Source organism: Microvirga arsenatis (assembly GCF_009910705.1).
Classification (GTDB): Bacteria; Pseudomonadota; Alphaproteobacteria; order Rhizobiales; family Beijerinckiaceae; genus Microvirga; species Microvirga arsenatis.
The window spans coordinates 86844-112073 of record NZ_JAAAXJ010000007.1 but is presented as its reverse complement, the minus strand read 5'-3'; the positions used below and the strand labels follow the sequence as shown (position 1 = coordinate 112073).

Here is a 25230-nt window from a genome sequence, read left to right as displayed (position 1 = left end):
GTTCTTTTCAGACGGTCCTTGACAGGGGGGACCCCCGCTCATATGGTGCGCCCGGCTTTCGGGGCTGAGCTTCCAGGCATTTTCCCGCAACGCTTGACAGGAGATCGCGATGGCGGACCCTCATGAGCGGAACGGCGAGGATGAACGGAAGACGGGCAGCACCGACGATGCCGACCTGTCAGCGAGACTGAAGTCGCTCGACGCGCGGATCTCCCAAGCATCCGCTCATCGGGCCGAGTCGGAACCTCGCGCCCGCCCGACGTCCAATTCCAGCGCCATCGGCCAGGCCTTCAGGCTCTCGGCCGAATTCGTTGCAGGGGTTGCGGCCGGCGGGATCCTGGGTTGGATCGTCGACTATCTGCTCGGATCTTCCCCTTGGGGTCTGATCGTTTGTCTCATACTCGGCTTCTGCGCCGGGATGCTCAATCTGATGCGAGCGGCCGGGGTGGTGAAGCCCGCCCGGTATGACGACAAGCGCTGACGGACCAGGCTTACGAACGCCGCACGGCATTGGACAACAGCGAACTTTTGAGAGCGGATCATGGCGAGCCCGATCGAACAATTCCAGATCAAGCCCATCATTCCGGTCATCAACTTCACCAATTCGTCGCTGTTCATGATCGGCGCCGCCGCCGTCATCGTGGGCGGCCTTCTCTATGCCACGCGCAAGCGCGCCGTCGTTCCGGGCCGCGCCCAGTCGGTGGCCGAGGTGCTGCACGACTTCGTGGCGAACACGCTGGTCGATGCCACGGGCAAGGAGGGGATGAAGTTCTTCCCCCTCGTCTTCTCGCTCTTCATGTTCGTGCTGACGGCGAACCTGCTCGGGATGATCCCGGGCTTCTTCACGGTCACCAGCCACATCATCGTCACCTTCGCGCTGGCGATGCTCGTGATCGGCACCGTCGTGATCTACGGCTTCGTCAAGCACGGCACCCACTTCCTCGGCCTCTTCGTGCCGTCGGGCGTGCCGGGCTGGCTTCTGCCCTTCATCGTGGTGATCGAGCTCATCTCCTTCCTGTCCCGCCCGATCTCGCTGTCCTTGCGTCTCTTCGCGAACATGCTCGCGGGGCACATCGCGCTGAAGGTTTTCGCCGGCTTCGTGGTGGCGCTGCTCGGCGCCGGCGGAGCCCTGACGATCCTCGCTCCGCTGCCGCTTCTCATGGCGGTTGCTCTCATGGCGCTCGAGTTCCTCGTCGCCGCTCTGCAGGCCTACGTCTTCACGGTGTTGACCTGCATCTACCTGAACGACGCGCTGCACCCGGGGCACTAGGTCTGCGCTGAGTTACACCTACCCTCCCGATCACGAATCCCCAAGGAGATCACAATGGATCCGATTGCTTTCAAGTTCCTCGGCGCGGGCCTCGCCTGCATTGGCATGGGTCTCGCCGCTATGGGCGTGGGCAACATCTTCGGCAACTTCCTCTCGGGCGCCCTGCGCAACCCGTCGGCGGCCGACAGCCAGTTCGCTCGCGCCTTCATCGGCGCGGCGCTCGCGGAAGGTCTCGGTATCTTCTGCCTCGTCGTCGCTCTCGTCCTGCTCTTCACCTAATCCAACGACGGTGATCGGGAGGCTGAGGCGCGCCTCGCGCGCTTCGCCTCGACAGGGGTGACGGCGGATCGAACCGCCGTCATTCATGTTTCCGGCGCATCGTGCGGACAAGCGGCAACCGGTTTTCCGCCTTCAACGATGCGCCAGTTCAGGGATAGGCATCGGCCGAGTCCCAAAAGTGCATTCCACTTTTGGGGCCGATGCCAGGAACCTCATTCAGGATCTGCTCCATGGCTCAGGCTCAAACGACCAACGCCACAACCGAGGCCCACGGCGGCGCGCACGCAGACGTCGGGTTCCCGCCCTTCGCGACGGAGACCTTCGGCGGCCAGCTCCTCTGGCTGGCGATCACATTCGTGGTGCTCTACACCCTGCTCTCCCGGCTGGTCCTCCCGCGCCTGAGCGGGATCATCGAGAACCGCCGCACCATGATTGCCGGCGATCTCGACGAGGCGGCGGCCATGAAGGCCCGCGCAGAAGAGGCCGGCACGGCCTACGAGAAGGCGCTCGCCGAGGCGAAGGCCCGCGCGCAGGCCCTGGCCCAGGAGACCCGCTCGAAGCTCTCCGCCGAGAGCGACGCCAAGCGCAAGGCTCTCGAGGCTGACCTCAACAAGCGCCTCGCCGAAGCCGAAGCCACCATTTCCGCCAAGAAGGCCGAGGCCATGAGCCACGTGGACGCCATCGCCCGCGACACGGCTTCCGCCATCATCGAGCGCCTCACCGGCAAGGCTCCGGCCCCGCAGAAGGTCGAAGCCGCTCTCAACCAGATCAAGGCCTGATCGGGAGGTCGCATGTTAGAGAACACCACTTTCTGGGTTGCGGTTGCCTTCGTCATCTTCTGGGGCCTGATGTTCTATCTCGGCGTTCCGGGCAAGGTGATGAACCAGCTCGATTCCCGCGGCAAGCGGATCGCCGACGAGCTCGCCGAGGCCAAGCGCCTGCGCCAGGACGCCGAGCGCCTCCTCAAGGAATACGAGGCGAAGCGCGAGGCCGCGGAGCGCGAGGCCGCCGACATCGTCTCCAATGCCCGCGCCGAGGCCGAGCGCCTCGCCGCCGAGGCCCAGGAGAAGATGGCCGACTTCGTGAAGCGCCGCACCGCGACTGCGGAGGCAAAGATCGCCCAGGCCGAGGCCCAGGCTTCCGCTGAAGTCCGCGCCGCCGCCGTCGACGCCGCCATCAAGGCCTCCGAGCGCGTCCTGCGGGACGAGATCACCGGCGCCGCCGCCGCCTCGCTCGTCACGTCGAGCCTCAACGACGTGCGCACGAAGCTGCAGTAGGGGCTTCGCACCATCCAAGATCCCGAAGGCCGCCCTCCGAGGCGGCCTTTTTGCTGGAGAGCATCATGCTGCTGATCTTCGACTGCGACGGAGTCCTGGTCGATTCGGAAGCGCTGGCCTGCGCGGTCGATGCCGAGGTCCTCACCCGGATCGGGCTGCCCTATTCGGCCGAGGATGTGGCGCGCAAATTCGTCGGCGTCAGCTTCAAGGACATGGTTGCGCGCCTCGAGGCGGAGCATCGATGCACGCTTCCCGCCGATCTCGGCACGCAGATCGACAGCGCTCTTTTCGCGAAGTTCGAGACGAGCCTGAAGCCGATCGAGGGCGTGCGCGAGGCGATCCTCTCCCTCCCCTATCCGCGCTGCGTGGCCTCCTCCTCCACGCCCGAGCGCATTGCCCTGTCGCTGCGCATCACGGGACTGGCGGATCTGTTCGACCACGTCTTCAGCGCCACGCAGGTTGCCCGCGGCAAGCCGGCCCCAGACCTGTTCCTCCATGCCGCCGCGCAAATGGACGCAAGTCCGGGGGATTGCATCGTGATCGAAGACTCGGCCGCAGGAGTTCAAGGGGCGCTGGCCGCAGGCATGCGCGTGATCGGCTTCGCCGGAGGCGCCCATTGCGGGCCGGATCACGCGGAGAAGCTGCGGCAGGCAGGGGCTCACACGATCATTGAACGGATGACGGATTTGACAAGCGCCGTGCAGGTTCTCAAGTGACGACTGCGTCATTCCGGACGGACCACAGCCAAGATCCGGGATTGCGTTCAGTATTGGACGCCATTTTCGTCGAACGATCTCGGGTTCTGCTCCGCAGCCCGGGATGATAATTTCAGTTCGAAACAAAGGAAAATGCCCGGCACTTGGCCGGGCATTTGCAGTTTAAGGAGCCCTACTCCGCCGCTTCCGCCACAGGCGCCGGCGGCGTCCACTTGAGGACCGGGTTGCGGGCGGCGCGGGTCTCGTCGAGGCGGCGGCGCGGGGCGTGGTAGGGCGCGCCGGTGAAGCGCTCCCTGTCGCCGTTCTTGGCGGCCATGGCGAGGTCGCGCAGGGTCGCGATGAAGAGATCGAGCGACGCCTTCGATTCCGACTCCGTCGGCTCGATCAGCATGGCCCCATGCACCACCAGCGGGAAGTACATGGTCATCGGGTGGTAGCCCTCGTCGATCATGGCCTTCGCCACATCGAGCGTGGTCACGCCCGTGTCCTTGAGCCACGCATCGTCGAACAGCACCTCGTGCATGCAGGGCTTGTTGCCGAAGGGCAGCGACATGAGGTCGGCGAGGCCGGCGCGGATGTAGTTGGCGTTGAGCACGGCGTCCTCGGAAGCCTGCTTCATGCCGTCCGAACCATGCGAGAGCATGTAGGACAGGGCGCGCACATACATGCCCATCTGGCCGTGGAAGGCCGTCATGCGGCCGAACGGGGCGGCAGTGCCGCCGGCCTCATTGTTCTGCTCGACCAGCTCGAAGCTGCCATCCTTGCCGGCCCGCACGAACGGCACCGGCGCGAAGGCTGCGAGACGCTCGGAGAGCACCACCGGGCCGGAGCCCGGGCCGCCGCCGCCATGCGGCGTCGAGAAGGTCTTGTGCAGGTTGATGTGCATGGCATCGACGCCGAGATCGCCCGGCTTCGCCTTGCCCACGATGGCGTTGAAGTTGGCGCCGTCGCAGTAGAAATACGCGCCCGCATCGTGGATCGCCTTGGCGATCTCCGCCACCTGGGGCTCGAAGAGACCGCAGGTATTGGGGTTCGTGAGCATGATCGCAGCCACGTCGGGGCCGAGGCGCTCCTTCACGTCCTCCACATGCACCCAGCCGTCTTCGCGGGCCGGCACCGGCTTCACCTTGAAGCCGATGAGAGCGGCGGTGGCCGGATTGGTGCCGTGCGCCGAATCGGGCACGAGCACCACGTTGCGGGTCTTGCCTTCGCCCTTCGCCTCGATGGCGGCCTTGATCGCCATCATGCCGCAGAGCTCGCCATGGGCGCCGGCCTTCGGCGAGAGCGCCACGGCGGTCATGTTGGTGAGGGTAATGAGATAGCGGCCGAGCTCGTTCATCAGTTCCAGCGCGCCCTGCACGGTGGAGACCGGCTGCAGCGGATGCACGTCCGAGAAGCCCGGCAGGCGCGCCATGCGCTCGTTGAGGCGCGCATTGTGCTTCATGGTGCAGGAGCCGAGCGGGAACAGACCGGTGTCGATGCCATAGTTCTGCTGGCTGAGGCGCACATAGTGGCGCATGGTCTCCGGCTCGGAGAGACCCGGCAGGCCGATGGGCTCCTTGCGCTCCAGCCCGCCGAGGCGGGGCTTGAAATCCTCCGGCTCGTCGAGGTCGACGCCGGTGGTGTCGTAGCGGCCGATCTCGAAGAGCAGCGGCTCGATCTGCGCCAGCGCCTTGTTGCCGGTGAAGGTCGGGTGAGTGCCTGCGGAGGAGCCGCGGGCGCGGGTGTCGTCACCCTGCAGGCGCGCGGCCTGATCGCCCATGCCGGCGGCCGGATCGGACACGCCATGAGCCTGCGGAGCGGTGGGGCGTCCCTGGCGGTTCAACATCACAGAACCTCCTTCAAGGCGGCGCACAGGGCCGCGCGATCATCATCGGTGTTCACTTCGGTGGAGGCCACGAGCAACAGGTTGTCGAGGCCGGCGCCAGGCAGGAGACGCGACACGGGCACGCCCGCGAGCACGCCCTTCTCGACCAAGCGTTCGACGACTTCGGCCGCGGGCTTGGCGAGCTTCACGGTGAACTCGTTGAAGAACGTCTTGTTGAGAACCTCGACGCCCTTCACGGAGGCCAGCTGATCGGCCAGCTTCACTGCATTGGCATGGTTGATGCGCGCCAGGCGTGTGAGGCCCTTCTCCCCGAGCAGGGTCATGTGGATGGTGAAGGCAAGCGAGCAGAGGCCCGAATTGGTGCAGATGTTCGAGGTCGCCTTGTCGCGGCGGATATGCTGCTCGCGCGTCGAGAGCGTGAGCACGAAGCCGCGATTGCCGTCCGCGTCCACCGTCTCGCCGCAGAGGCGGCCCGGCATCTGGCGGATGAACTTCGACTGCGTGGCGAAGAGGCCGACATAGGGCCCACCGAAATTCAGCGCATTGCCGATGGACTGGCCCTCGCCCACCACGATGTCGGCTCCCATGCTGCCGGGCGACTTGAGCAGGCCCAGCGAGACGGCCTCCGTGAACACGGCGATCAGCAGCGCGCCGTGCTGGTGCGCCTTGTCGGCGATGGGCTTGAGATCCCGCACGTTGCCGAACACGTCCGGCGACTGCACGACCACGCAGGAGGTGCTGTCGTCGATCTGCGAGAGGATGTCCTCGGCGGCGTCCACGTCCGGGGCCATGGTGACGACCTCGTCGCTCGACATCTCCGAGAGCGTCCGCACCACGTCGGCGTAATGCGGGTGCAGGCCGCCCGAGAGCACCGCCTTGCGGCGCTTGGTGACCCGGTGCGCCATGAGCACCGCCTCGCCCGTGCCGGTGGAGCCGTCATACATGGAGGCGTTCGCCACCTCCATGCCGGTGAGCGCGGCCACTTGAGTCTGGAACTCGAAGAGGTACTGCAGCGTGCCTTGGGCGATCTCCGGCTGATACGGCGTGTAGCTCGTCAGGAATTCGGAGCGCTGGATCAGGTGATCGACGGTCGCCGGCACATGGTGCTTGTAGGCGCCGGCGCCGACGAAGAACGGCACGCTCGAGGCCGGGATGTTCTTGGCGGACATGCGGGAGAGGATCCGCTCCACCTCCAGCTCGCCCTTGCGGCGCGGCAGATCCACCGGCTCCTTCAGGAGCAGGCTCTTCGGCACGTCGGCGAACAGCTCATCGACATGCTTGACGCCGATCCGCGCGAGCATCTCGCTGCGGTCGGTGTCGGAGAGGGGCAAATAACGCATCGGCTGAAAACCTTGGGCTAGTGCGAGGGAATGCCCGCCACCACGATCTCCGTGAGCACGGAGTTGGCGATGAAGCATTCCTTGTGGGCGAGGTGATGCATGTCGGCGATCTGCTCGGGCGTCGGAACTCTGTCGCCCGAGAATTCGATCTTGGGATCCAGGGTAACCTTGGAGACGAACAGCTTGCCGTTCGCGTTCTTCGTCATGATGCCGAGCGCTTTGTCCTCGTAAAGATCGACGACAAAGCGCTTCTTGGCGGCGATCGACAGGAAGGTGAGCATGTGGCAGCTCGACACCGCAGCGACGAAGGCTTCTTCCGGATCGACCGCATCCTCCCGGGAGAGCGGCAGCGGCACGACGGAGGGCGATGCGGAGCCGGGAACCGTGACGCCTCCATCGAAGCTCCAGACGTGTCCGCGGCTGTAGCGGTTGTCGGAGAAGATCTCGTCCTCTCCCCGCCTCCAGCGGATCGTCGCCCTATATTCGTGCGCCATCGTCGTGCCTGACTTAGATATCCAACTGAGCCTCACCCTGAGGAGGACCGCCAGGTCCGTCTCGAAGGGCGAGGCGCCTCCAGTGCTCTCTGGACCCTCCTTCGAGACGCCCACTGCGTGGGCTCCTCAGGATGAGGCCAGAGTTTGGTTGAACGCGTGACGTCACGAGATCGACTTCACGAATTCCTGGTACTGCTCTTCGGTCATGAGGCCGTCGAGCTCGCTCGGATCCGTGAGGCGGATCTTCATGAACCAGCCGCGGCCGGCCGGATCCTCGTTGACGGTGCCGGGAGAGGATTCGAGCTCGCTGTTGACCTCGACGACCTCGCCGGAGACGGGCGCATAGACCTCGCTCGCGGCCTTCACGCTCTCGACGACGGCCGCCTCGTCGCCCTTCGACAGGGTCTTGCCGACGCTCGGCAGCTCCACGAACACCACGTCGCCGAGCTGGCCCTGGGCATAGTCGGAGATGCCGACGATGCCGGCATCGCCTTCGACGCGGATGTATTCGTGATCCTTGGTGTAGCGCGTGGTCATGATGAATTCCCTCTTGATGGTGATGTCAGCGCTTGTAGCGATGGGGTGCGAACGGCATGGCCGCGACCTTGGCGGGCAGCGGCTTGCCGCGAACGATCAGATGAAGGTCCGTTCCGACAGAGGAGACGTCCCTGGCCACATAGCCCATGGCGACCGGGCCGTTGACCGTGGGGCCGAAGCCGCCGGAGGTGACGATGCCGACCTCGCGCCCGTCGGGCGTGGTGATCACGGTGCCCTCGCGGGCCGGCGCGCGGCCCTCCGGCCGGATGCCGACCCGCACGCGGGCCGGACCCTCCTTCAGCTCGCGCTGGATGCGCGCGGCACCGGGAAAGCCCCCCTCCTCGCGGCGGCGCTTCTGGATCGACCAGGTGAGGCCGGCCTCGATGGGCGAGGTGGTGGGGTCGATGTCGTGGCCGTAGAGGCACAGGCCCGCTTCGAGGCGCAGCGAGTCGCGCGCGCCGAGACCGATGGGCTTCACATCGGGATCGGCGAGGAGCGCGCGCCACAATGCGACGGCATCATCGGACTTGACGGAAATTTCGAACCCATCCTCTCCCGTGTAGCCGGACCGGGAGACGTGGCAGCGCAGGCCTGCGATCTCGAACCACCCGGACATCATGAAGCTCAGGTTCACGGCGCCGCTGCCGAGGCGGGCCAGCACGCCTTCGGCGGAAGGGCCCTGGAGCGCGAGCAGAGCCCGGTCGTCGCCGCGCACGAGCGTCACGCCCTGCGGCAGCCGCGCCTGGATGTGGGCATAGTCCGCCTCCTTCATGGAGGCGTTGACGACGAGATAGATGTAGCCCTTCTCCTCATCGGTGGTGGGGCGCGTCACCATCAGGTCGTCGAGGATGCCGCCATTCTCGTCCAAAAGCTGCGAATAGCGCTGCTGGCCGGGCTTGAGGTTGACGATGTCGGCCGGGATCAGCGCCTCGAGCGCGCGGGCCGTGGTTTCGTGATCCGGCCCGCCGAGGGCCGCCTGGCCCATATGCGACACGTCGAACAGCCCCGCATGCTCGCGGGTCCAGTTGTGCTCGGTCAGGATGCCGGTGGGATACTGCACCGGCATGTCGTAGCCGGCGAAGGGCACCATGCGGGCGCCGAGCGCCACGTGCTCGGCATGGAGCGGAGTTGTCAGGAGCGGCTCGTCGCTGTGCACTGGCTCGGCCATCGGTGTCCCTCAAAGGTGCGCGTTCCAACGAGCCCTGCGGCCCGCCTCTTTGCGCCCCCTCTGTCCCGAGACCTGAGAGATTTCCCTTAGGCCGAAGCCCAAGGTTACGCCCGTCGGTGGACGACGTTTTCAAACGTCGCCGCTTTCCAGAGTGCCAGCTCCCGCGCGGTCCTTTGGCCTGAGCGTTTCCGGGGCGGTTGCGCCTTCGGCGCCGGACGGTCGTCCGGTCTCTTCCGCGGGGATCATCGGCTGGGTCTAGCTCTGAAGAGGAATTGCGGTCCTGTCAACAAAGCAGGGCAGCCCTGTTCACCCTTTAATTGACGCGGGGCCTGCCAGGCTCCATCTTAGGGCCATCTGTCACAGAAGGGGAAAGCGCGGCCTGATCCGGTCGGCAGCTCCTGGCATCGTTGCTCGAACTGATCATCGCCATCGCTCTCGTCGCCCTCAACGGCGTCTTCGCCCTTTCCGAACTTGCCATCGTCTCCGCCCGCAGGCCCCGCCTGAAGGCCATGGCCGAGCAGGGGCGCTCGGGCGCCAGCACGGCCCTGACCCTCATGGAGGATTCGGGCCGCTTCCTCTCCACGGTCCAGATCGGCATCACCCTGGTCGGCATCCTGGCCGGCGCCTTCTCGGGCGCGGCGCTCGGCGCCAGGCTGACGGGATTCTTCGAAAGCCAGGGCATGCCCGACGGCGCGGCCGAGCCCCTGGGCTACGGCCTCGTCATCGGCATCATCACCTATCTCTCCATCGTGATCGGCGAGCTCGTGCCCAAGCAGCTTGCCCTTCGGCATCCGGAGGGCATCGCGTGCGCCATGGCCCCGATGATGCTGGTCCTGTCCAAGGCCGCAGCCCCCGCCGTCTGGCTCCTGAACGCCTCCACCAGCTTCATTTTCAGCCTGTTCGGCACCAAGTCCGACGACGGCGCGACGGTGACGGAAGAGGAGATCAAGATGCTCGTCGGCGAGGCCGAGAGCGCCGGCGTGATCGAGGAGGAGGAGCGGCGCATGATCGCCGGCGTGCTCCGCCTCGGAGACCGGACGGTGCGCGGGCTCATGACGCCGCGCACGGACGTGGACTGGATCGACATGGAGGATGGCGAGGAGGCGATCCGCCAGGTGCTGATCGAGACCCCGCATTCGCGCCTGCCGGTGAGCGAGGGCACGCCCGACAACATCGTGGGCGTCGTCCAGTCGCGGGAGCTTCTGGCGGCCATGCTCTCCGGCCAGCCGCTCGACATCCGCAGGCATCTGCAGGCAGCCCCCGTCATTCCGGACACCCTCGACGCCCTCGACGCCCTGGCCATTCTGCGCGACGCCGCGGTGCCCATGGCCCTCGTCCACGACGAGTACGGTCATTTCGAAGGGGTGGTGACCCCGGCCGACGCGCTCGAGGCCATCGTGGGCGCCTTCCGCTCCGGCGGCGAGGCAACGGAAGCGGACGCCGTGCGGCGGGAGGACGGCTCCTGGCTGCTCGCAGGGTCCATGCCGGTGGACGAAATGGCCGAGATCCTGGGTGTCGCGCTGCCCGAGAACCGCAGCTACCACACGGTCGGCGGCCTGGTGATCAGCGAGCTGCAGCACCTGCCCGCCACGGGCGAGCACGTGGAGACCCTCGGCTGGCGCTTCGAGGTGGTGGACCTCGACGAGCGCCGCATCGACAAGGTGCTGGCCGCCCCCCTCAATCAGCGGACGGGCGCGGCCGTGCTCTCCTGAAGCTTAGCTGCGCCGCCGTCCGGCCGGGGCGGCCCGGCCGCCGAGCCCGACCTCGATCTCGAAGCTGTTGGCATAGGCGGCCGGAACCACGATGCCCTCCTCGATCACCGAGACGGTGGTCTGGCTCTGGCCCGCGGGAATGACGGCCGCCACGCGCCGCGAGCGGTTGGCGAAGACGGTCGAGCCGTCCTTGACCACGATCTGAACCGGGACGTCGAAGCGTCCGGAGGAGCCGCCGACGCCGAGGAGCGCCCTTGCCTCGACGCCGACCTTGACCAGGGTCGAGCCGTCCAGCTGGCCGATGCACTCGCGGGCGACCTCGCCGAGGGCGACCTGGCTGCGGATGGAGCCGTCCTCACCGCCGCCGCGGACCTGCAGGGCCGAGCCGCCGTCCACGATATCCACGGTGGGACAATAGACCTCCCCGATCGCGGCCGCCTGGGCCGGCGGAAGGGTCGTGCCCGCGGTGAGCAGCATGTCGCCCAAGCCGAAGCCTCTCTCGCCCGGCGCCCCGCTGCAGCCGGTCAAGGCCGACAGGCCGAGCACGGCGAACGTCCATCCGGCCTTGCGGCCCCACTCCATCCTCATCGATGTTCCCCCACCTTCTAACCTGTTCTTACGGCAGGGCGTCGAACCCGGCCGCGAATCCGTTGAGGGAGACCGGGATGCCGATCCCCTCCTCGGGCGTCTGGAAGACGATGAAGGTGGCCGCCTGGCCGGTCTTCATCTGGTTGATCAGGCTGTCCTCCATCACGACCTCGGCCACGCAGCCGGAGGCCAGGCAGCGGACGAAGCCCGCCCGGCCGATATCCGTCTGGTCGATCTTGAGGCCGAGCCCCGAGGGCAGCAGAATACCGAGCGGCGCGACGACGCGCAGGAGGCGGCTTTTGCCGTCGGCGGTTTTCAACACGATAATGACGAGGGTCACGTTCGGCCGGTCTTCGGCGACCACGTTCTGCACGAGGGCGCATTGCTCGGCGGTGGCTCCCGCGGGCGTCTCGCAGCGCATCTGCCAGTCGCCGTAGGTGTTCTTGACCATGCCCTGAGCGCCGGCTCCGCTGGCGCCGAACAGGGCCGCGAGCCCCAGGACTGCCGCTGCGCCATGGCGAACCCACTGCGATGCGCCCATCGGTCTCTCCATCCGTTAACCCCTTGGATCAAGGGACGCGGCGTGCCGCCGCTGCGTTCCGTCTTTGGCCCGTTGGGACCATGGCAGGGGGCGCGATGTCAAGCGAGAGGGACCGTTTGGAAGACAGAAACGCTTTTTGGCGGTTATGACGCATAAATTGCGACGTCAGAACCGTTGCGCTTGGACGCATCCTGTGATCTTTGACGCAGATCAAAAAGGTGGTGGCGCAGGCCGGAACACCCCATTTCGCACGCCTGCACCCCTGCCCGATGCCTTCGTGGCCAACGGCCACCCTATCTAGGAGCTTTGGAACGCCGATGCGGATCGAGACTGGACGTCGATCGGTGACCGCCCTCTCCACGGCAGCGGTCGCACTCGTCTTGGGCATAAGTGAGGCGTGGGCCGCCGCCGGCCAGCCCTCCCCCTGGGAAACCGGCATGCAGGAAATGGTCACGGAGCTGGGACAGAGCGTCTCCAACTTCCACACCTACCTGGTCTGGCTCATCACCGCGATCTGCCTCTTCGTGCTGGCCCTGCTCCTGGTGGTGATCGCCCGCTTCAACGAGCGGAAGAACCCGGTTCCCTCGAAGACCACCCACAACACCCTGCTCGAGGTGGCCTGGACCATCATCCCAGTCCTGATCCTCGTGGCGATCGCCATCCCCTCCTTCCGCCTCCTGCGCCAGCAGCTCGTGCCGCCGCAGGCCGATCTCGTGGTGAAGGTGACGGGCTATTCCTGGTACTGGGGCTACGAGTACCCGGCCGATCAGGGCGGCGGCTTCAAGTTCGATTCGAACATGATCACCGAGGACAAGGACCGCAAGCCCGACCAGCCGCGCCTGCTGGGCGTCGACAACGCCATGGTGGTGCCGGTGGGCAAGGTCGTGCGGGTTCAGGTCACCTCGGCCGACGTGATGCATTCCTTCACGGTGCCGTCCTTCTACTTCAAGATCGACGCCATTCCGGGCCGCCTGAACGAGGTCTGGTTCAAAGCCGAGCGGGAGGGCGTCTATTACGGCCAGTGCTCGGAGCTCTGCGGCAACGGCCATCCTTACATGCCGATCGAGGTCCGCGTCGTGAGCGAGCAGCAATATGCCGCTTGGCTCGCCGAGGCGAAGCAGCGTTATGCTTCCACGGACAGCCCGGCTCCCGTCAAGTTCGCGAACGCTCAGTAATCTGAAAGGGACCACAGAGGTCTATCATGGCACATGCAGCTGATGCCGCTCACGCGGATCACCACGACCATCTTCCGAGCTTCTGGCGCCGGTGGTTCTACTCGACGAACCACAAGGACATCGGCACGCTCTACCTGATCTTCGGCTTCACGGCGGGCATCGTCGGCGGCCTCCTCTCGATCGGGATGCGCCTCGAGCTCCAGGAGCCGGGCCTCCAGTTCTTCTCGAACCCGCAGGCCTTCAACGTCTTCGTCACCGGCCACGGCCTCATCATGGTGTTCTTCATGGTGATGCCCACCCTCATCGGCGGCTTCGGCAACTGGTTCATCCCGATTATGATCGGCGCGCCGGACATGGCGTTCCCGCGGATGAACAACATCTCGTTCTGGCTCACCGTCTCGGCCTTCGGCCTGATGCTCTGCTCGCTCTTCGTCGAGGGCGCGCCGGGCTCGCTCGGCTTCGGCGGCGGCTGGACCGTCTATCCGCCGCTCGCCACCGTCGGCCATCCGGGCCCCGCGCTCGACTTCGGCATCCTGGCCCTGCACCTCGCAGGCGCGGCCTCGATCCTGGGCGCCATCAACTTCATCACCACGATCCTCAACATGCGCGCCCCTGGCATGACGCTGCACAAGATGCCGCTCTTCGCCTGGGCCATGCTGGTGACCGCCTTCCTGCTGCTCCTCTCGCTGCCGGTTCTCGCGGGCGCGATCACGATGCTGCTCACCGACCGCAACTTCGGCACGACCTTCTTCGATCCGGCCGGCGGCGGCGACCCGGTGCTCTACCAGCACCTGTTCTGGTTCTTCGGCCATCCCGAAGTGTACATCATGATCCTGCCGGCATTCGGCATCGTGTCCCACATCATCTCCACCTTCTCCAAGAAGCCGATCTTCGGCTATCTCGGCATGGCCTACGCCATGGTGGCGATCGGCGTCGTCGGCTTCGTCGTGTGGGCGCACCACATGTACACCGTCGGCCTCTCGCTGCAGACGCAGGCCTATTTCGTGTTCGCCACGATGGTGATCGCGGTGCCCACCGGCGTTAAGATCTTCTCGTGGATCGCCACCATGTGGGGCGGCTCCATCCGGTTCACGGCGGCGATGCAGTGGGCGGTGGGCTTCGTGTTCCTGTTCACGGTCGGCGGCGTCACCGGCGTCGTGCTGGCCAATGCTCCCGTCGACCGCTACCTGCATGACACCTATTACGTGGTGGCCCACTTCCACTACGTGCTGTCCCTCGGCGCGGTGTTCGTGATCTTCGCGGGCATGTACTACTGGTTCCCGAAGATCACCGGCTACGTGATGCCCGAGTGGATCGGCAAGCTGCACTTCTGGGTCGCCTTCATCGGCTCCAACGTGCTGTTCTTCCCGATGCACTTCCTCGGCCTCTCCGGCATGCCGCGCCGCTATGCGGACTACCCGGATGCCTTCGCGGGCTGGAACATGGTGTCCTCGATCGGCGCCTACGTGTTCTTCGCCGGCCTGTTCATCTTCATGTTCGGCGTGGTCTATGCCTTCATCCGCAAGGAGCGGGCCGCCGCCAACCCGTGGGGCGAGGGTGCGACGACCCTGGAATGGACCCTGTCCTCTCCCCCTCCCTACCACCAGTTCGAGACGCTGCCCCGCGTCGTCGACACGGGTCACTAGGAACAAGCGAGCCGGGCGGCTTAGGGCCGCCCGCTCCTCCCCTGAGGGCTTGGGATTTCCTCAAGCCTTCCGGCGAGGAGCCGATCATCCGGAGGCTTTTTCGGCCTCGTCCCGGCATTTCGGATTTTTGTGATGAGCACCATGTCGAACAGCCTGACCGAAGCCCGAGCCGAAAGCCTTGCCACGGCAGGCCTGTCGCAGGGGGACGTGTCCGACTTCTTCGCCCTCCTGAAGCCGCGCGTGATGTTCCTCGTCGTCTTCACGGCGCTCGTCGGCATGGTCGTGAGCCCGTCCAACGTCCACCCGGTCGTGGCCTTCGTCTCCCTCCTGATGATCGCCGTCGGCGGCGGCGCCTCCGGCTGCCTCAACATGTGGTGGGATGCGGATATCGACGCGGTGATGACCCGCACGGCGAAGCGCCCGATCCCGGCCGGCAAGATCCAGCCCGGCGAGGCCCTCGCCTTCGGCATCACGCTGTCGGCCGGCTCGGTGATCATTCTCGGGCTCGTGAGCAACTGGCTGGCGGCGGGCCTGCTCGCCTTCACCATCTTCTTCTACGTGGTCGTCTATTCGATCTGGCTGAAGCGCTCGACGCCGCAGAACATCGTCATCGGCGGCGCGGCGGGCGCCCTCCCCCCCGTGGTGGCGCAGGCCGCCGTCACCGGCCAGGTATCCCTCGACAGCATCGTTCTCTTCGCGATCATCTTCATGTGGACGCCGCCCCACTTCTGGGCGCTCGCCCTGGTGAAGTCCGGCGACTACGAGCGGGCCGGCATCCCGATGATGCCGAACGTGGCCGGCCCCGATGCCACCCGCTTCCAGATCCTGGCCTATACGATCCTCCTGGCGCCGCTCGGCATGGTTCCCGTGGCCCTGGGCTTCGGCGGCCTTGCCTATGCGCTCGTCTCCTTCGTCGGCGGCCTGGGCATGCTGGCGCTCGCCGTCCAGGTCTATCGCCTGCGGGAGGGCGAGCCGGCGATGCGGGTGGCCCAGCAGCTCTTCGGCTTCTCGATCCTGTACCTGTTCCTGCTCTTCGCAACCCTGCTCGCGGAGCACGGCTTCGGCCTCTTCCGGCCGGTCCTGGGGTGATGCGATGGCGGACCGCAAAGCCCCCCAGAGCCTGACCCCCGAGGAGCAGAAGCGCCGCCGCAAGCGCTCTCTCGCCCTGGCTCTCACGCTCGGGGCGCTCGTGCTGCTGTTCTACGTGGTCACGATCGCCAAGCTCGGGCCCGGCGTCCTGCAGCGTCCCATGTGAGGCTCGACATGGCTGAAACCTCCCACACCCAGCGCAAGATGAACCGTACGGCCCTCGCCTGCGTCGGCGTCGTCGTGGGCATGGTCGGCCTCGCCTATGCGTCCGTCCCCCTCTACGACCTGTTCTGCAAGGTCACGGGCTTCGGCGGCACGCCCGTCGCCCGGGCCAGCAACGACACGCAGGCGACGAACAGGACGATTTCGGTTCGCTTCGATTCCAACGTGGCGCCCGGCCTGAACTGGCGCTTCGCCCCTGAAACCCCCGCGGTGACGGTCAAGCTCGGGGAGACCACGACCGTGCTCTACAAGGTCACCAACAGGGGCGACAAGCCGACCACGGGCATTGCCACCTACAACGTGCAGCCCGATCTGGCCGGCACCTATTTCTCCAAGCTCGAGTGCTTCTGCTTCACCGAGCAGACCCTGCAGCCGGGCGAGACCCTGGAATCCGCGGTCGTGTTCTACGTCGATCCCCGCCTGGCGGAGGACCCCGACGTGAAGGACCTTTCATCCATCACCCTCTCCTACACCTACTTCCCGTCGAAGGGCGGAAAGCCGGTGGCGGAGACCACTTCATCCACCAAGACCATCGCGCAATAAGGGACGTGACAAGCTGGACCGAAACGTCTTAAAGCGAGTTCACATCCGAGGCACGGAGACAGCACGACATGGCCGAGGCCCACGCCAAGAACCACGACTACCACATCCTTGAACCGAGCCCGTGGCCGCTCATCGGCGCGGTCAGCGCCTTCCTCCTGGCATCCGGGTTCGTGACCTGGTGGAAGGACATCACCATCGCCGGGCTCGATCTCGGCCCGTTCATCTTCGGCGCGGGCATCATCGGCGTGCTCTACACGATGATCGCCTGGTGGTCGGACGTGGTGAAGGAAGCCAATACCGGCTTCCACACCCGCGTGGTCCAGCTCCATCACCGCTACGGCATGATCATGTTCATCGCCTCCGAGGTGATGTTCTTCGCCGCCTGGTTCTGGGCCTATTTCGACGCCGCCCTCTATGCCAACGATCCGCAGCTCTACTCGCGCGTCGAGGCGCTCGGCGGCGTGTGGCCGCCCAAGGGCATCGAGACCTTCGATCCCTGGCACCTGCCGCTCCTCAACACCCTGATCCTGCTCACCTCCGGCACCACGGTCACCTGGGCGCACCACGCGCTCCTGGAGAACGACCGGCAGGGCCTCAAGATGGGGCTGTGGCTCACGGTGATCCTCGGCCTGATCTTCACCTGCGTGCAGGCCTACGAGTACAGCCACGCCGCCTTCGGCTTCAGCGGCAACATCTACGGCGCCACCTTCTTCATGGCGACCGGCTTCCACGGCGCCCACGTGATCATCGGCACGATCTTCCTGGCCGTGTGCCTGCTCCGCGCCTATCGCGGCGACTTCACGCCCCAGCAGCATCTCGGCTTCGAGTTCGCCGCCTGGTACTGGCACTTCGTCGACGTGGTGTGGCTCTTCCTCTTCGCCGCCATCTACGTGTGGGGCTACGGCGGACCGGTCGCCGGCGGCGGCCACTGATCCCGCTCACCACGATACAAGTTCGGCAAGGGCGGCCTTCACAGCCGCCCTTCGCTTTTCGGGGGGCCGTCACCATCTCTCGGTCGGCCCCACCGGCCATATCGGAGAAAAGCCGTGGCTCATGACCCGTCCGCTCCCTCGCCCATCGCGACCGGCCTCAAGGGACGATGCCCCCGCTGCGGCAAGGGACATGTGTTCAAGGGCTTTCTCACGGTGCAGCCGAAATGCGAGGTCTGCGGCCTCGATCTCGCCTTCACGGATACGGGGGACGGCCCGGCCTTCTTCGTCATGTCCTTTGTCGGAATCGTGGTGGTGGCCCTCGCCCTCTGGGCCGAGTTCACCTACGAGCCGCCGATCTGGCTCCACCTCGTCCTGTGGACGGCGCTCAGCATCGGCTTGAGCCTCCTCATGGTGCGGCCGCTCAAGGGTGTTCTGATGAACCTGCAATACCACCACAAGGCCGAGGAAGGACGCTTCGAGAAATGACCGCCGCGCTGAGAAAGGGCCGTTCCCTCCTCGTCCCGGGCCTCGCGGCGCTCGTGGCGCTTGCCATCCTGATCGGGCTCGGCACCTGGCAGCTCCAGCGCAAGGCCTGGAAGGAGAGCCTGATCGCGCAGATCGAGGCCCGCGCCCATGGCGAGCCCGGCGCCATCCTGCCGGAGGCGGAGTGGCCCACCTGGCGGGCCGACCAGGACGAGTTCCGGAAGGTGCGCGTAACCGGCACCTTCCTCCACCCCCTCGAAACCCCGGTTTACGGCCTCGCTCCCGGCGAGCGCCAGGGCGCTCCTGTCCAGGGCTACTACCTCGTCACGCCTCTCAAACTCTCGAGCGGCGCCATCGTGATGGTCAACCGCGGCTTCGTTCCGACCGACCTGCGCGACCCCGCCCGCCGACCGGAGAGCCAGCCCGCCGGCGAGGTGACGGTCACAGGCCTCGTGCGGGCGCCCGAAGCCCGCAATCCCTTCACGCCCGACGACGATCCCGCCCGCAACCAATGGTTCGCCCGCGATCCCCAGGCCATTGCCGCAGCCCACAAGCTGGAGCGCGTCGCGCCCTTCCTGATCGATGCCGATGCAAGCCCCAATACCGGGGGCTGGCCCCGCGGCGGGCAGACGCCGCTCACCCTGCCGAACAACCACCTGCAATACGCGCTGACCTGGTACGGCATTGCCCTGACCCTCATCGGAGTCTTTGCAGCTTTCGCGTGGAAGAGGCTGAAGGAGCCCTCTCCGGCCGAGCCGTCGTAGGAATATCCGCAAAACCGTTTGGCTTTCGGGCGAAGCGCATCTATCCTGCGAACCATGTTCACGCTTCTCATGACCGTAGCCCATCTCACGATGCGCCTTGCAGGGCGCACGGGAGAGGCTTTGCGCGTTTAGGAAGCGTCGAGCATTCCCGACAAGCCCTGCGGAGACGAGCAGGGCTTTCGCCAAGGTTCCGTTCGCCTCCGCCTTCATCCAGAGGAGAGCGACATGGACATCGAACCCACACCTCGTCCACCCAGGCCCACGGCGGCCGGCGACATCGTCATTCGGGCTGCCGGCCCGGTGACTGCGAGGGTATTGCGGCCCTCGGAAACAACCCCGGCTACCGCTGGGGCACCCTGCGCCTGCCCCATCAGGCGCCCGAGGCCACCCGGAAGTGGCTCGAGAGCATCGCCCCGAACAACAATGTCAGCCTCGTGGTCGAGCATGACGGCCGGATCATCGGCAGCGGAGGCTTCGAGCGCCACCAGGGCCGGCGCGCGCACGTCGCCTATCTGGGCATGGGCCTGCACGACGAATTCCACGGCCGGGGCATCGGCACGCGGCTCCTGCGCGAACTCATCGGAATCGTGGACGACTGGCTCAACCTTCGCCGCATCGAGCTCACCGTCTATGTGGACAACGCCCCGGCGATCGCCCTCTACAAGCGCCACGGCTTCGAGATCGAGGGCACCCACAGGGATTTCGCCTTTCGGGGCGGCGCCTTCGTCGATGCTTATGCGATGGCGCGGATAAAAGCGTGAATTCTGCGACCGGATGCGGCTTGCCGCATCCGGTCCATCACCATAATGTCCGCCCGGATTTTCCAGGAGATCGACATTGCTCCATGTCTCGACCCGCGGGGAAGCCCCCGCGCTCGGCTTCGCCGATGCCCTGCTGACCGGCCTTGCCCGGGACGGCGGCCTGTACCTGCCGGAAAGCTGGCCTAGCTTGACCGCGGAGGCGATCCGGAGCTTCGCCGGCAAGCCCTATGCGGAGGTGGCGAAGGCCGTGCTCGGGCCGCTGGTCGACGGCGACATCCCCGAGGCCGCGCTCGGGCGCATGATCGACGAGTCCTACGCCACCTTCCGCCATGCGGCCGTCTGCCCGCTGACCCAGATCGGCGACAACCTGTTCGTGCTGGAGCTCTTCCACGGCCCGACGCTCGCGTTCAAGGACGTGGCGATGCAGCTCCTGGGCCGCCTCATGGATCACGTGCTGAAGGCCCGCGGGGCGCGGGCCACCATCGTCGGCGCCACCTCGGGCGACACGGGCAGCGCGGCGGTGGAGGCCTTCAAGGGCCTCGACCAGGTCGACATCTTCATCCTCTACCCGCATGGGCGCGTCTCGGACGTGCAGCGGCGGCAGATGACGACCGTGGCCTCGCCCAACGTGCATGCGCTTGCGGTGGAAGGCACGTTCGACGACTGCCAGACCATGGTGAAGGGCATGTTCAACCATGCCCGCTTCCGCGACGAGCTGCAGCTCTCGGGCGTGAATTCCATCAATTGGGCGCGCGTCGCCGCGCAGACGGTCTATTACTTCACCGCCGCCGTCGCGCTGGGCGCGCCGCACCGGCCGGTCTCCTTCTCGGTGCCGACGGGCAATTTCGGCGACATCCTCGCCGGCTGGGTGGCCAAGCGCATGGGGCTGCCCATCGAGCGGCTGATGATCGGCACCAACGCCAACGACATCCTCGCCCGCACGCTGGGCTCGGGCGCCTACGAGATCAGGGGCGTCGAGCCCACCACCTCGCCCTCCATGGACATCCAGATCTCGTCCAACTTCGAGCGCCTGCTGTTCGAGGCCTATAACCGCGATGGCGAGGCGATCCGCCGCCTCATGGCAAGCCTCCATCAGTCCCGCGCCTTCCTGATCGACGCGGAGCCGCTCGCGCGCATCCGTCAGGAATTCTCGGCTCAGGCCGTGAACGAGGATAACGTCATGGCCGAGATGGCCGAGACCTATCGCAGCACCGGCACCATGCTCGATCCGCACAGCGCGGTGGGCACCCGCGCCGGTCGCGCCCTGCTGAAGGACGATCCGCAAACACCCGTGGTGGCCCTCTCCACCGCCCATCCCGCAAAATTCCCGGATGCGGTGGAGCGCGCGACGGGCCTGCGCCCCGCACTTCCGCCGCACATGGCTGATCTGCTGGAGCGCCGGGAGAGCTTTACCGTTCTCCCCAACGACCAAGCTGCGGTCGAGCGCTTCATCCGCGAGCGCGCGCGGGCGGTCAAAGGCGCTGCCGCATGAACCAGCACTTCGTCCGCGAGAAGCGGATCGACATCACCACCCTGCCCAACGGCCTGATGGTCGCCACCGAGCGGATGCCGGAAATCGCCACGGCGACGTTGGGCGTCTGGGTCGGCACCGGGTCGCGCCACGAAGAGCCGCACGAGCACGGGCTGTCGCACCTCATCGAGCACATGGCCTTCAAGGGCACGGCGCGGCGCTCCGCCCGCCAGATCGCCGAGGACATCGAGAATGTGGGCGGCGACATCAATGCCGCCACCAGCGTCGAGTACACGAGCTATACGGCCCGGGTTCTCGGCGAGAACGTGGACGTCGCCCTCGACGTGCTCGGCGACATCCTCATCCACTCCGCCTTCGAGGCGGGCGAGCTCGCCCGCGAGAAGGGCGTGATCCTGCAGGAATATGCGGCCGTCGAGGACACGCCGGACGATCTCATCTACGACGCCTTCATGGAAACGGCCTTCGCGGGTCAGGCCGTCGGCCGCCCGATCCTGGGCACCCCGGACACGATCAAAAGCTTCGACGAGGCGACGATCCGCGCCTTCCTCGCGCGGGAATATACGCCCGGCAAGATGGTGCTCGCCGCAGCCGGCGATGTGGAGCACGCCCGCATCGTCGATCTGGCCGAGCGCCTGTTCGGGGCCATGCCCGCCGTCGAATCGCGCCAGCCGGAGGCGGGCCGCTACACCGGCGGCGAGCGGCGGATCCCGCGCAAGCTGGAGCAGGCCAATCTCGTGCTGGGCCTGCCGGGGCTCTCGTTCAAGGATCCGAACTACTACGCCGCCCATCTCTTCGCCCACATGCTGGGCGGCGGGCTCACCTCGCGGCTCTGGCACGAGGTGCGCGAGACCCGCGGGCTTGCCTATTCCATCGATTCCTTCCACTGGCCGTTTTCCGATTGCGGCCTCTTCGGCATCGGCGCCGGAACCGCCGGCTCGGATGTGGCCGAGCTGATGGATGTGACGCTCGCCTGCATGGTCCAGGCGACGCAGGACATCAGCGAGGTCGAGCTGATCCGCGCCAAGGCGCAGATGAAGGTGGCCCTCCTCACCGCCCTGGAAACCCCGGGCGGCCGCATCGAGCGGGTGGCGCGCCAGCTCCTGTCCTGGGGCCGGCTGATCTCCAGCGAGGAGATCGTCCGCAAGGTCGATGCGCTCGAAGTGGAGCATGTGCGCGAGGCGGGGCGCCGCCTGCTCCAGGGCACCCCCACCCTGGCGGCGATCGGGCCCATCAAGAGCCTGCCGCCCCTGGAGAGCATCGCCGCGCGGCTACGCGGCTGAGTTTTTCCGCCGCACCTGCCCTAAGGGCATGCTCAGCTCTCCTCAATCCCGCCGCAAACGCGCCGCATGGCGCGTGATAACGATAACACCTGAGTCCTGCGGACAAGTGGGGGCCCTGGCAGGGTTCACCTTGCCCTCAAGCCTCCTGACCGGTACCAATCCTGTTCCAATGTTTAGTACCGGACGAAAGACCGAAGCATTGCGGATCGTATCTTTCGCCATAACCCTTCTGTTGGCGACATTCCTGGGGCTCGCCTGGCCTACGGCCGGCTGGGCGGTGGAATCCGTGCGCGTCGATCCCAAGATGAAGGCCATCGACCTCACCCCCGCCATCGAGCGCTACAACTCGGACGGGGACGAGATCCGCATCTCGACCGCACCGGGGCGCGACGGCATCGTTCGCCGCATTGCCGTGAAGGCGCGCGAGACGGGCACGCGGCCGGACTGGATGGTTTTCGCGCTCACCAACGACACCGACGAGCAGATCGAGCGCCTGCTGGTGGCACCCCATTTCCGGCTCACCGGATCCGGGGTCCTCTGGCCCGATCTGGGCGCGACCCGCATCGCCGCCATCACCGCGAGCCAGGGCATCAGGCCCGAGCGCGAGGAGAGCGAGGATGCCGACACCTTCCTCGTCACCCTCGACCCGGGCACCACCGTCACCTTCGTGGCCGAGCTGCGCTCCGACAACATCCCGCAGCTCCACCTGTGGGATGCGGACGCCTACAAGGACAGGATCAACGGGCTCACCCTCTACAAAGGCATCATCATCGGCATCGCGGGTCTGCTCGCCCTCTTCCTCACCATCGTCTTCGTGGTGAAGGGCGCCCTGATCTTCCCGGCTGCCGCGGCGCTCGCCTGGGCGGTGCTCGCCTATGCCTGCATCGATTTCGGCTTCTTCCAGCGCGTCTTCCCCATCTCGGAAGCCACCGAGCAGATCTACCGCGCGGGCGCCGAGGCGGTGCTGGCGGCGACCCTGCTCGTCTTCCTCTTCGCCTATCTCAACCTCAACCGCTGGCACGTGCGCTACAGCCATGTGGCCGCCGTGTGGCTGCTGTTCCTCGGCGCGTTGGTGGGACTTGCGGTGATCGACCCGCCCGTGGCCTCGGGCGTGGCGCGCATGTCCATCGCGGCGGTGGCCGGCATCGGCTTCGTGCTCGTGATCCATCTGGCAACCCACGGCTATGATCGCGCCGTGATGCTCGTGCCCACATGGCTGCTCCTCGTCGCCTGGGTGACGGCGGCGAGCTTCACCGTGGTGGGCCAGCTCACCTCCGATCTCGTGCCCCCCGCTCTCGTCGGCGGTCTCGTGCTGATCGTGATGCTCATCGGCTTCACGGTCATGCAGCATGCCTTCGCCGGCGGCGCCTTCGCCCGTGGCTTCGTCAACGACACGGAGCGCCGGGCGCTGGCACTCACGGGCGCCGGCGACATCGTGTTCGACTGGGACGTGGTGTCCGACAACATCTTCGTCAGCCCTGAGGTCGAGCATCAGCTCGGGCTCAAGCGCGGCTCGCTCGAAGGCCCCGCCTCCGCCTGGTTCGACCTGATCCACCCCTTCGACAAGGACCGGTACCGGCTCGCCCTCGACGCAGTGATCGAGCAGCGCCGCGGCCGCCTGACCCAGGACTTCCGCCTGCGCTCCTCCTCCGGCGCCCATCACTGGTTCCGCCTGAAGGCGCGCCCGGTGATCGGCTCCGACGGCGAGGTTCTGCGCATCGTCGGGACGCTCTCGGACGTGATGGACACCAAGACCGCCGAGGAGCGCCTGCTGCACGATGCGGTGCACGACAACCTCACGAGCCTTCCGAACCGCCAGCTCTTCTACGACCGGCTCGAGTCTGCGCTGACGTTCGCAAGGCAGGACGATACGCTGCGCCCCACGGTGCTGGTCATCGACGTGGACAAACTGAAGGAGATCAACGCCACAGCAGGTCACGCGGCCGGCGACTCCGTGCTGCTGACCCTGTCGCGCCGCCTGAGCCGCCTGCTCAAGCCGCAGGATACCCTCGCCCGCGTCTCCGGCGACGAGTTCGCCATCATCCTGCTCTCGGAGCGGGAGCCCGACCGCATCATCGCCTTCGCCGACATGGTGCGGCGGGTGGTGACGACGCCGTTCACCTATGCCGAGCGGGAGTTCTTCCTCACCGCCTCCATCGGCATCGCCCTCTACGATCCGCAGATCGCCGCGCGCCGCGAGGAGGTTCTGCGCAATGCCGAGATCGCCATGGCTCATGCCCGCCGCCAGGGCGGCGACCGCATCGAGGTGTTCCGGCCCACCATGCGCTCCGACCGTAGCGATCACTTCACGATGGAAACCGACCTTCGCCACGCCCTCGACCGGGGCGAGATGCGGGTGCTGTTCAAGCCCATCGTGCGCCTGGAGGACCGCACGATCGCGGGCTTCGAGTCGATGCTGCGGTGGGACCACCCGCGCCTCGGGCGCATCGGCCCCGAGGATTTCATGTCCATCGCGGAGGAGACCGGCCTCATCGTCAAGCTGAGCGTCTTCCTGCTGGAGCAGACCGGCCGCGAGCTTGCCGCCTGGCAGAACGCGCTGGAGGTCGAGCCGCCCATCTTCGCGAGCGTGAACATGTCGAGCCACCACCTCCTGCGCCACGACCTTTTGCAGGACGTGAAGACGGTGATCGCCCGCTCCGGCGTCATTCCCGGCACGCTCAAGATCGAGATGACGGAAAGCCTCGTGATGGAGAATCCGGAATACTCGGCGCAGATGCTCTCGCGCCTTCGCGACCTCGGCGCCGGGCTGTCCCTCGACGATTTCGGCACCGGCTATTCCGCCCTGTCCTACCTGCAGCGCTTTCCCTTCGACACGATCAAGGTGGACGAATCCTTCGTGCGCCAGATGGCGGCCGGCAAGCCGGTGATCCTGCGCTCCATCGTCAAGATGGCGCACGAGCTCGGCATGGAGATCGTGGCGGAGGGCGCGGAGAGCGAGTCCGAGGCCATCGAGCTCTACCAGCTCGGCTGCGAATATGCGCAGGGTCCGGTCTTCGGAGAGCCCATGTCGACCCTGCAGGCGCGCCAGCTCGTGGGAGCGGCCCCCGCGGCCGCCTAACAGGCCCGCCGGTC

26 protein-coding genes and 1 riboswitch are annotated in these 25230 nt (G+C 66.6%); of the genes, 19 read left to right on the top strand and 7 right to left on the bottom strand.

What is annotated here, in order from left to right; genetic code table 11:
• The first annotated feature begins 109 nt into the window (after positions 1 to 109).
• The 6 genes from GR303_RS14575 (at position 110) to GR303_RS14550 (ending at position 3542) form a co-directional block, all read left to right on the top strand.
• Positions 110 to 481, top strand: a complete 372-nt coding sequence (locus GR303_RS14575; RefSeq protein ID WP_161722977.1) for an AtpZ/AtpI family protein — start codon at positions 110 to 112, stop codon at positions 479 to 481.
• A 60-nt stretch (positions 482 to 541) separates the two neighbouring features.
• Entirely contained in the window at positions 542 to 1270 is a 729-nt protein-coding gene (locus GR303_RS14570; RefSeq protein WP_161722976.1) for a F0F1 ATP synthase subunit A, read from the top strand.
• Positions 1271 to 1324: 54 nt separating this feature from the next.
• Positions 1325 to 1549: a F0F1 ATP synthase subunit C gene (locus GR303_RS14565; protein ID WP_036357820.1), complete on the top strand. Its 225-nt coding sequence runs from the start codon at positions 1325 to 1327 to the stop codon at positions 1547 to 1549.
• Positions 1550 to 1779: 230 nt separating this feature from the next.
• Entirely contained in the window at positions 1780 to 2328 is a 549-nt protein-coding gene (locus GR303_RS14560) for a F0F1 ATP synthase subunit B family protein (RefSeq protein ID WP_161722975.1), read from the top strand.
• A gap of 12 nt (positions 2329 to 2340) precedes the next feature.
• Complete coding sequence (locus GR303_RS14555; protein WP_161722974.1) at positions 2341 to 2826, top strand: F0F1 ATP synthase subunit B family protein; 486 nt, start codon at positions 2341 to 2343, stop codon at positions 2824 to 2826.
• Between the two features lie 65 nt (positions 2827 to 2891).
• The gene (locus GR303_RS14550; RefSeq protein WP_161722973.1) at positions 2892 to 3542 is read left to right on the top strand and encodes an HAD family hydrolase; all 651 of its coding nucleotides are present in this window, start codon (positions 2892 to 2894) and stop codon (positions 3540 to 3542) included.
• Between the two features lie 172 nt (positions 3543 to 3714).
• Here GR303_RS14550 and gcvPB read toward each other — a convergent pair whose 3' ends face one another.
• The 5 genes from gcvPB to gcvT form a co-directional block, all read right to left on the bottom strand.
• A complete protein-coding gene (gcvPB, locus tag GR303_RS14545) occupies positions 3715 to 5304 on the bottom strand; it encodes an aminomethyl-transferring glycine dehydrogenase subunit GcvPB (protein WP_425487104.1) in 1590 nt (529 codons plus the stop codon).
• Positions 5305 to 5369: 65 nt separating this feature from the next.
• Positions 5370 to 6710, bottom strand: coding sequence for an aminomethyl-transferring glycine dehydrogenase subunit GcvPA (gene gcvPA / locus GR303_RS14540; protein ID WP_161722972.1), 1341 nt, complete (start codon positions 6708 to 6710; stop codon positions 5370 to 5372).
• Between the two features lie 17 nt (positions 6711 to 6727).
• Entirely contained in the window at positions 6728 to 7204 is a 477-nt protein-coding gene (locus tag GR303_RS14535) for an OsmC family protein (protein ID WP_161722971.1), read from the bottom strand.
• Between the two features lie 162 nt (positions 7205 to 7366).
• Complete coding sequence (gcvH, locus tag GR303_RS14530; RefSeq protein ID WP_161722970.1) at positions 7367 to 7741, bottom strand: glycine cleavage system protein GcvH; 375 nt, start codon at positions 7739 to 7741, stop codon at positions 7367 to 7369.
• 25 nt (positions 7742 to 7766) lie between these two features.
• The gene (gcvT, locus tag GR303_RS14525) at positions 7767 to 8909 is read right to left on the bottom strand and encodes a glycine cleavage system aminomethyltransferase GcvT (RefSeq protein WP_161722969.1); all 1143 of its coding nucleotides are present in this window, start codon (positions 8907 to 8909) and stop codon (positions 7767 to 7769) included.
• A gap of 156 nt (positions 8910 to 9065) precedes the next feature.
• Positions 9066 to 9155: riboswitch (glycine riboswitch) on the bottom strand.
• A gap of 161 nt (positions 9156 to 9316) precedes the next feature.
• Between gcvT and GR303_RS14520 the strand changes: the two genes are divergently transcribed.
• Positions 9317 to 10621 carry a hemolysin family protein gene (locus GR303_RS14520; protein WP_161722968.1) on the top strand — a complete coding sequence of 435 codons (1305 nt, stop codon included), beginning with the start codon at positions 9317 to 9319 and terminating at the stop codon, positions 10619 to 10621.
• 3 nt (positions 10622 to 10624) lie between these two features.
• Here the strand turns inward: GR303_RS14520 and GR303_RS14515 are convergent, their stop codons facing one another.
• Positions 10625 to 11209: a hypothetical protein gene (locus tag GR303_RS14515; protein WP_161722967.1), complete on the bottom strand. Its 585-nt coding sequence runs from the start codon at positions 11207 to 11209 to the stop codon at positions 10625 to 10627.
• A gap of 28 nt (positions 11210 to 11237) precedes the next feature.
• Positions 11238 to 11750, bottom strand: coding sequence for an invasion associated locus B family protein (locus GR303_RS14510; protein ID WP_161722966.1), 513 nt, complete (start codon positions 11748 to 11750; stop codon positions 11238 to 11240).
• Between the two features lie 317 nt (positions 11751 to 12067).
• Here GR303_RS14510 and coxB point away from each other — a divergent pair, with 317 nt between their 5' ends.
• The 12 genes from coxB to GR303_RS14455 all read left to right on the top strand — a co-directional run bounded on the left by coxB (position 12068) and on the right by GR303_RS14455 (position 25216).
• Positions 12068 to 12925 (top strand): cytochrome c oxidase subunit II, encoded by an 858-nt coding sequence (gene coxB / locus GR303_RS14505; RefSeq protein ID WP_161722965.1) that lies wholly within the window; start codon positions 12068 to 12070, stop codon positions 12923 to 12925.
• 26 nt (positions 12926 to 12951) lie between these two features.
• Positions 12952 to 14571 (top strand): cytochrome c oxidase subunit I, encoded by a 1620-nt coding sequence (gene ctaD / locus GR303_RS14500; protein ID WP_161722964.1) that lies wholly within the window; start codon positions 12952 to 12954, stop codon positions 14569 to 14571.
• Between the two features lie 132 nt (positions 14572 to 14703).
• Positions 14704 to 15660 carry a heme o synthase gene (locus GR303_RS14495; protein ID WP_161722963.1) on the top strand — a complete coding sequence of 319 codons (957 nt, stop codon included), beginning with the start codon at positions 14704 to 14706 and terminating at the stop codon, positions 15658 to 15660.
• A gap of 4 nt (positions 15661 to 15664) precedes the next feature.
• Positions 15665 to 15826: a hypothetical protein gene (locus GR303_RS24355; RefSeq protein ID WP_201752064.1), complete on the top strand. Its 162-nt coding sequence runs from the start codon at positions 15665 to 15667 to the stop codon at positions 15824 to 15826.
• 8 nt (positions 15827 to 15834) lie between these two features.
• Positions 15835 to 16425, top strand: coding sequence for a cytochrome c oxidase assembly protein (locus GR303_RS14490; protein ID WP_161722962.1), 591 nt, complete (start codon positions 15835 to 15837; stop codon positions 16423 to 16425).
• Between the two features lie 68 nt (positions 16426 to 16493).
• Positions 16494 to 17357: a cytochrome c oxidase subunit 3 gene (locus GR303_RS14485; RefSeq protein WP_161722961.1), complete on the top strand. Its 864-nt coding sequence runs from the start codon at positions 16494 to 16496 to the stop codon at positions 17355 to 17357.
• A gap of 114 nt (positions 17358 to 17471) precedes the next feature.
• Positions 17472 to 17843 (top strand): DUF983 domain-containing protein, encoded by a 372-nt coding sequence (locus tag GR303_RS14480; protein ID WP_161722960.1) that lies wholly within the window; start codon positions 17472 to 17474, stop codon positions 17841 to 17843.
• On the top strand, positions 17840 to 18604 hold the full coding sequence (locus GR303_RS14475; protein ID WP_161722959.1) for an SURF1 family protein: 765 nt from the start codon (positions 17840 to 17842) through the stop codon (positions 18602 to 18604). The genes GR303_RS14480 and GR303_RS14475 overlap by 4 nt, the downstream gene beginning before the upstream one ends.
• Positions 18562 to 19365 (top strand): GNAT family N-acetyltransferase, encoded by an 804-nt coding sequence (locus GR303_RS14470; RefSeq protein ID WP_343038437.1) that lies wholly within the window; start codon positions 18562 to 18564, stop codon positions 19363 to 19365. Before GR303_RS14475 ends, GR303_RS14470 begins: the two co-directional genes overlap by 43 nt.
• Before the next feature lie 76 nt (positions 19366 to 19441).
• On the top strand, positions 19442 to 20857 hold the full coding sequence (gene thrC / locus GR303_RS14465; protein ID WP_161722958.1) for a threonine synthase: 1416 nt from the start codon (positions 19442 to 19444) through the stop codon (positions 20855 to 20857).
• The gene (locus tag GR303_RS14460; RefSeq protein ID WP_161722957.1) at positions 20854 to 22137 is read left to right on the top strand and encodes a M16 family metallopeptidase; all 1284 of its coding nucleotides are present in this window, start codon (positions 20854 to 20856) and stop codon (positions 22135 to 22137) included. Before thrC ends, GR303_RS14460 begins: the two co-directional genes overlap by 4 nt.
• Positions 22138 to 22336: 199 nt before the next feature.
• Positions 22337 to 25216 carry an EAL domain-containing protein gene (locus tag GR303_RS14455; RefSeq protein ID WP_161722956.1) on the top strand — a complete coding sequence of 960 codons (2880 nt, stop codon included), beginning with the start codon at positions 22337 to 22339 and terminating at the stop codon, positions 25214 to 25216.
• The last annotated feature ends 14 nt before the right edge of the window (positions 25217 to 25230 follow it).

Coding starts and splice junctions, on each gene's coding strand:
- GR303_RS14575 (WP_161722977.1), top strand. CDS start 110: ATGGCGGACCCTCATGAGCGGAACGGCGAGGATGAACGGAAGACGGGC.
- GR303_RS14570 (WP_161722976.1), top strand. CDS start 542: ATGGCGAGCCCGATCGAACAATTCCAGATCAAGCCCATCATTCCGGTC.
- GR303_RS14565 (WP_036357820.1), top strand. CDS start 1,325: ATGGATCCGATTGCTTTCAAGTTCCTCGGCGCGGGCCTCGCCTGCATT.
- GR303_RS14560 (WP_161722975.1), top strand. CDS start 1,780: ATGGCTCAGGCTCAAACGACCAACGCCACAACCGAGGCCCACGGCGGC.
- GR303_RS14555 (WP_161722974.1), top strand. CDS start 2,341: ATGTTAGAGAACACCACTTTCTGGGTTGCGGTTGCCTTCGTCATCTTC.
- GR303_RS14550 (WP_161722973.1), top strand. CDS start 2,892: ATGCTGCTGATCTTCGACTGCGACGGAGTCCTGGTCGATTCGGAAGCG.
- gcvPB (WP_425487104.1), bottom strand. CDS start 5,304: ATGGGCGATCAGGCCGCGCGCCTGCAGGGTGACGACACCCGCGCCCGC.
- gcvPA (WP_161722972.1), bottom strand. CDS start 6,710: ATGCGTTATTTGCCCCTCTCCGACACCGACCGCAGCGAGATGCTCGCG.
- GR303_RS14535 (WP_161722971.1), bottom strand. CDS start 7,204: ATGGCGCACGAATATAGGGCGACGATCCGCTGGAGGCGGGGAGAGGAC.
- gcvH (WP_161722970.1), bottom strand. CDS start 7,741: ATGACCACGCGCTACACCAAGGATCACGAATACATCCGCGTCGAAGGC.
- gcvT (WP_161722969.1), bottom strand. CDS start 8,909: ATGGCCGAGCCAGTGCACAGCGACGAGCCGCTCCTGACAACTCCGCTC.
- GR303_RS14515 (WP_161722967.1), bottom strand. CDS start 11,209: ATGAGGATGGAGTGGGGCCGCAAGGCCGGATGGACGTTCGCCGTGCTC.
- GR303_RS14510 (WP_161722966.1), bottom strand. CDS start 11,750: ATGGGCGCATCGCAGTGGGTTCGCCATGGCGCAGCGGCAGTCCTGGGG.
- coxB (WP_161722965.1), top strand. CDS start 12,068: ATGCGGATCGAGACTGGACGTCGATCGGTGACCGCCCTCTCCACGGCA.
- ctaD (WP_161722964.1), top strand. CDS start 12,952: ATGGCACATGCAGCTGATGCCGCTCACGCGGATCACCACGACCATCTT.
- GR303_RS14495 (WP_161722963.1), top strand. CDS start 14,704: ATGAGCACCATGTCGAACAGCCTGACCGAAGCCCGAGCCGAAAGCCTT.
- GR303_RS24355 (WP_201752064.1), top strand. CDS start 15,665: ATGGCGGACCGCAAAGCCCCCCAGAGCCTGACCCCCGAGGAGCAGAAG.
- GR303_RS14490 (WP_161722962.1), top strand. CDS start 15,835: ATGGCTGAAACCTCCCACACCCAGCGCAAGATGAACCGTACGGCCCTC.
- GR303_RS14485 (WP_161722961.1), top strand. CDS start 16,494: ATGGCCGAGGCCCACGCCAAGAACCACGACTACCACATCCTTGAACCG.
- GR303_RS14475 (WP_161722959.1), top strand. CDS start 17,840: ATGACCGCCGCGCTGAGAAAGGGCCGTTCCCTCCTCGTCCCGGGCCTC.
- GR303_RS14460 (WP_161722957.1), top strand. CDS start 20,854: ATGAACCAGCACTTCGTCCGCGAGAAGCGGATCGACATCACCACCCTG.